The organism is Nonomuraea basaltis (genome assembly GCF_005893125.1).
Taxonomy (GTDB): domain Bacteria; phylum Actinomycetota; class Actinomycetes; order Streptosporangiales; family Streptosporangiaceae; genus Nonomuraea; species Nonomuraea basaltis.
The window spans coordinates 1-4,812 of sequence record NZ_VCJS01000432.1 but is presented as its reverse complement, the minus strand read 5'-3'; the positions used below and the strand labels follow the sequence as shown (position 1 = coordinate 4,812).

The window sequence follows — 4,812 nt, the reverse complement described above, 5'->3', positions numbered from 1 at the left end:
GGGCGGTGAGGGGGAGTCGCCGCCTGAGCCGGTTATGCCGGTGCTGGAGTGGCGGGGCGGGGAGCCGCTGCACTGTTCGCGGTGTGCGGGGACGTGCCGTCGTGCGCTGCTGGTGGTGGATGAGCTGGCCGCCAGCTGGGCGGCGCGGCCGGGCGTGGTGAGAGCGCAGTCGCGCTGGTCACGCGTGAAGGGGACCAGGCCGCACGGGTCGTTGTCGGGGGAGGGCGATGTGGTGCACACGCTGACGGGGGAGCTGCTCAGGTTGCGGCGGGACGTGGGGGAGCGGCTGGAGCTGGCGGACCAGGTGCCCGCCGGCCGGTCGGGGGTGGTGAGGTCGCGGTCGGTGTCGTGGCTGGTGGACAAGCTGGACGCGGTGCTCGGCTTGGAGGGCCTGGTGGTGATGTCGAGCGTGGAGGATGAGGAGCGTCCGGTGGAGCTGGGCGTGGTCGATTGGGCTCTCGCCTGGGAAGGTCGGCTGCGCAGGCTGGTGGATGATGAGCCCGGCCACACGCTCGCACGCTGCCCTGGTTGCGGGCTGCGGAGGCTGGAGTGGTCGCCGCGGGCCGGCTACTACGTGTGTGAGAACTGCGGGCGGCACGTCAGCGAGGCGGAGGCGATGGACCTCCTCACCGAGGAGGTCGGCTGATCACACGCATCCTGGGAGTGCACGCTTCTCGGCTGGCTCAAAGGGCACCGAACCACCATTCGGCTCGTAATGGTGACGCCACAAGTCGCTGTCCTGCTCGATCGGCGTGGGATACTCGCGGCCGTGCCACAAGCGGCGATCGAGTGGATTGTGGACGGCGACGTAGAAATCTTCAATTAGTGGCTCGCTTTCCCTGAGATGGTCAATTACGAGGGCTCTTCGGTACGCATCGTTGATCATGTAGGTCGCTTGGCTGCATGCGGGAGCATCGAAGCGTGCTGTGAACTCGGCAGTTAGGTATTGCTGCTCGGCGTCCAAGAAGATGTCCCCGCGCAACTCGACGTATGTCCGAGTCGTATTTCCATTACTGATCACTATCGTGCCGTCACCGTTGGGTAGAGCGCCGACGTTCCACGGCTTCGACTCCACGGTTATCCGCTGAATGAAGGCGCGCTGGTTAGCCGAGTCCGCGTCCGCTCTTACGCGCTGAGCTTCGGCCCGCTGCTCAGAGCTGATCCTCAGGGCGTCAGCGCGTTGCCGCTCGCTGATCTTCAAGGCGTTCATGGCGATGATGAGCGCGGGCACGGCCGTGAGGCTGCCGATGATGCCCGCGATGGCCACCCAGAGCTGAACCGACGTGAGCTTGTGACGAAGGCGCCGGCGCGGCCGGGGGCGGGCGGTGATGCGTACGGTGGCGCGAGGCGGCCTGCTCAGGAGTGGGGAGCGCCGCGGGGGTTTCCGTCCCATAACCCATTGTGGTGCGGGGTGGCGGGTGATCGCGCAGCGCGCTGGCGCTCCGGCCCACACGAAGCAAGCCGCGGTCACCCGCGCGTGCGTAAGCCTGTCGGACCCGCCGTCTATGCACCCCTTGGTGGAGATCAAGGCGCCGGCGGGCGAGCCACCGATTGTCTGGAGTGGTGAAAGGGGGCTGCCAGACAACCGTCCGGGCCCAAGACTGAGGGGGCAGGGCTGTGACCTGGGTGTTCCTGCCCAGGCTGGAACAGGGTGACGTGCGGCGGCGCCGTGTAGTGCACTTGATCCCGCAGCCGTGATCGGGCTGCTGACCGCCCTGGACGAACGCATAGCGATCACTGAACCGGGCGGCCGTAGCCAGTCCCATCGGTACATCAGGAAGGATTCACAATGACCTTGACCAAGCCTTTCCGCAGCGCGTTCATCACCCTCGCGCCCGGGAGGAAATCCGCCATGAACAGCAAGATGAAACTCGTCGTCGCCATGGGAGCGCTGGCTGTCTTCGCCGTCGCCCCGAGCGCCTCCGCGAGTGCCTCCGCGAACACGTCCCAGAGCGCCTGCAACGTTCAGCACTCGAAGTGGTGGACTGACTCGGACGGCGAGTACTGGGTGCGGGCAACCAACGAGTGCACCGCCGTCAAGACCTTCTGCGTCGACATCCCCTATTGGGTTGACGCCGGCCCCTACACCATCCTGGGACGTGAGACGCGTGACTACAACTACGGCGACAAGGGGTGGAGCAGGCCGGGAGTTGGTCTCTACTACTGCTCGTAGGCGTCGCTCGGAAAGGGCGGCGTAGCGGGCGTGACTGGTCTCTTCTGGCCGTTCGAGCTGTACGTGGCATGCCGGTGGGGGCATACGACGCTGCTGGACGGCTGGGAGTGGCCGGCGTTCTGCCCCGAGGAAGGGTGTGACCAGGTGGGGGAGCTGCTGCGGAAGCGGAGAGTGCGAGCGAAATGATCAGTGATGAGGGGCTGCGGCGGCGACGTCGAGTATGTGGGGCTGATCTACCGGGACGCAGATGTTCCACCTGCTGCATATCGCCGACCATGACGGCGCCATGGAGTACACGCTGTCCTGCGGGTGGCCGCTCGCCCGCGACGAGGAGGCCGTCGAGGCGTTTCAGGCGAAGGTTGCCTAGCACGTCCACGCGTGACTCCGGATATGGCAACACCTCGGCACGAACGGGCAGTGGGGGTAAGTGTGCGAACCGTCACATTGAGCACGACTCGTGGGTCGCGGCCGTAAGCCAGTGGTATTCATGATCACACCATTGGCAATCGAAAGGATATTCGTGCGCACACGCAAGCTGGCGACCCTCCTGGCCGGCGCCGCCCTGGCTGCCTCCACCACGCTGGTAGCGGGCGCCGCCCCGGCCGGCGCGGCTGGACCGTGCGGCAGCAGCTACTCCCGGGTCGGCGTCTACGCCATCCCCGAGAGCGGGACCCGCACGGGCACGCTGGAGGTGTACTACAGCTCCAGCACCGGTAAGAACTGCGCCCTGGCCTACGGCTACGGCTCCACCTACGGCACCACGACGTGGAAGGGCGTCTCGATATCGAGAGCTGACGGCAGCGGGTATGACCCTGATGCCGACTATTACAAGTACTACGCTGGCCCGGTGTACGTCTCGGCGCCTGGCCAGTGTATTGACGTGACCGGAACGGTAGTGGCCGGGAAGGTCACCGAGCTCAACAATGTGCACTGCGGCTGAACTTCTTCTGAGTGGCGTTCCAGGCGAAGGTCGCCGAGCACATTCACGGGTGATCTGCGGACATGCCACATGCCAACGGGGGCTCACCGCAGATGAGCGGCGAGCCCCCTCCCTGGTCTACCGGCCTGGGCCGAAGCGACTGTTGCGGGTAGCGCTCTACAGCGCCGCCACCATCCGCGCCGACGTCGCGCCGAGGCGAGCAAGCTCCGAGGAGGAACCCCGATGGGCTCGTTCGCTCGACGCTCTGGGGCACTTTGGGCGGCATCGGGCCGCGGCGCGGCGACCCGATTGGCTAATGCGAGCAGGGCGGAGCGCAGGGCCATGAGTCCGGTGATGGCTGGTGCGGGGGTGACCGGCAAGCTGCCTGTCACGTCAGGTGATGCCCGCTACTCGTCAACCGGTACTAGCTCCGGACCCCAGTCGATCACGTTGAAGGAGCTGAAGGATGCGTCGCCCTTGAAATGGCGATCGCCGGGCTCACCTGCCTTGGAGATGTAGAGGTGGAAGTTCTTGTGCCGGATATACCAGCCGGGGAAGTTGTACGACTCGAATGAGATGCCCTTTCCGTTGCGACCCGTTTTGAGGTAGAAGGCGGAATCCTTGAGGAAGAGGTTGTAGGCCGCCTTGTTTGACTTCGGCGGGACCTTCGACAGCACGATTCGGTAGTTTTCGTGCCGGAGGTAGAAGCGGGTCAGGTTCTTGTTTGTCGCGGCTAACCGGTAGAGGTTCGAGTATCCCGTGACCCGGACCGCCTTGAAGTAGAAGTCGGCTGCGTCCCTGGATCGGGTGGGGCATGGGGTGAGCTCGCCCTGGAAGAAGGCGTGCCTGATGCAGAGCTCCGGCCAGTTCAACGAGCGCAGCATTCCCAAGGAGTTGATACGCGGCGCCGCCGTACTTGAACTGCTCGTCGTCGGCTGGAGGGTGGCTGCGGTGGCTGTCCCGGCGATCGGGAGCGCCAGGCCGGCGGCGAGGGCGGCCGTGGTCACGGTCGTACCGATGGTCCTGCGGAACTTGTTCATGAGCTGTCCTCTCGGGGACTCCTTGGCCCGAAGGCCGGGTCAGTCTTGTCGGAACGAAGCCGGACACCTCTTCAGCCCGGTACCCCCTCCCGGGGGAACGCTTCCTTGGCCCGGAGCGGGCGTCCGAGGTGGCGGTTGCTGGGCTCCATGGTCTTTAGCTTGCGGCGGCGCAGCCCCCAATGACGAGGGGTGTACGGCCTGGCCATCGGGAGGATTTCCCGGCCTGCCTGGGACCTTGCCCCCAGGTCGCTATGGGCTATGGGTGGCCGTGGCTCGGTGGCCAGGATGGCCCCGGGCGGGCTGAACCGTTGGCGGCAGGAACGTTGGCGATTCCGCCAACGGTTGCGCCCACGCGATCATGTGTGTCACACTTCGTGCGGGCGGCACCGCTATGCCCATGTGGGCCCCCTTGTGAGCTGGGCGTACGCGGGACGCGGGACTGGACGCGTTTCTGCCGGTGCGTGTTCCGCCCCCACCCTTCTCCTATTCGGCCGACGCCGTTCGCGTGTCTATGGCCATCTCAGCGCGTCGATCATTTCGGGACGAAGCATCGCCCGGGTTCCGCAGTTCGTAGTCACACGTGGCGAATGGTTAGCGAGAATCTGCAGGTAGATGGCCTGTAGCGAGCTTCGAGGTGCCGCGAAGGGCCGAGAGTGTAGTAACACGACTTCGAAAATTTT

General features: G+C 65.6%; 6 protein-coding genes. 4 read left to right on the top strand and 2 right to left on the bottom strand.

Annotated elements, in window-relative coordinates; all coding sequences use genetic code 11:
• On the top strand, positions 1-646 hold a 646-nt coding region (locus tag EJK15_RS67655), incomplete at its 5' end, for a TFIIB-type zinc ribbon-containing protein (RefSeq protein WP_206062290.1).
• On the opposite strand, the gene EJK15_RS67650 is transcribed toward EJK15_RS67655, so the two are convergent.
• Positions 647-1,267, bottom strand: coding sequence for a hypothetical protein (locus EJK15_RS67650; RefSeq protein ID WP_138720662.1), 621 nt, complete (start codon positions 1,265-1,267; stop codon positions 647-649).
• 522 nt (positions 1,268-1,789) lie between these two features.
• On the opposite strand from EJK15_RS67650, the gene EJK15_RS67645 reads away from it, so the two are divergent.
• From EJK15_RS67645 to EJK15_RS67640, 3 genes are all read left to right on the top strand, one after another.
• On the top strand, positions 1,790-2,173 hold the full coding sequence (locus EJK15_RS67645) for a hypothetical protein (protein WP_138720661.1): 384 nt from the start codon (positions 1,790-1,792) through the stop codon (positions 2,171-2,173).
• Positions 2,174-2,203: 30 nt separating this feature from the next.
• On the top strand, positions 2,204-2,359 hold the full coding sequence (locus EJK15_RS72360) for a hypothetical protein (RefSeq protein WP_171075405.1): 156 nt from the start codon (positions 2,204-2,206) through the stop codon (positions 2,357-2,359).
• A 334-nt stretch (positions 2,360-2,693) separates the two neighbouring features.
• Entirely contained in the window at positions 2,694-3,113 is a 420-nt protein-coding gene (locus tag EJK15_RS67640) for a serine/threonine protein kinase (RefSeq protein ID WP_138720660.1), read from the top strand.
• A gap of 386 nt (positions 3,114-3,499) precedes the next feature.
• Here EJK15_RS67640 and EJK15_RS67635 read toward each other — a convergent pair whose 3' ends face one another.
• Complete coding sequence (locus EJK15_RS67635; RefSeq protein ID WP_138720659.1) at positions 3,500-4,132, bottom strand: AbfB domain-containing protein; 633 nt, start codon at positions 4,130-4,132, stop codon at positions 3,500-3,502.
• Positions 4,133-4,812: the final 680 nt, after the last annotated feature.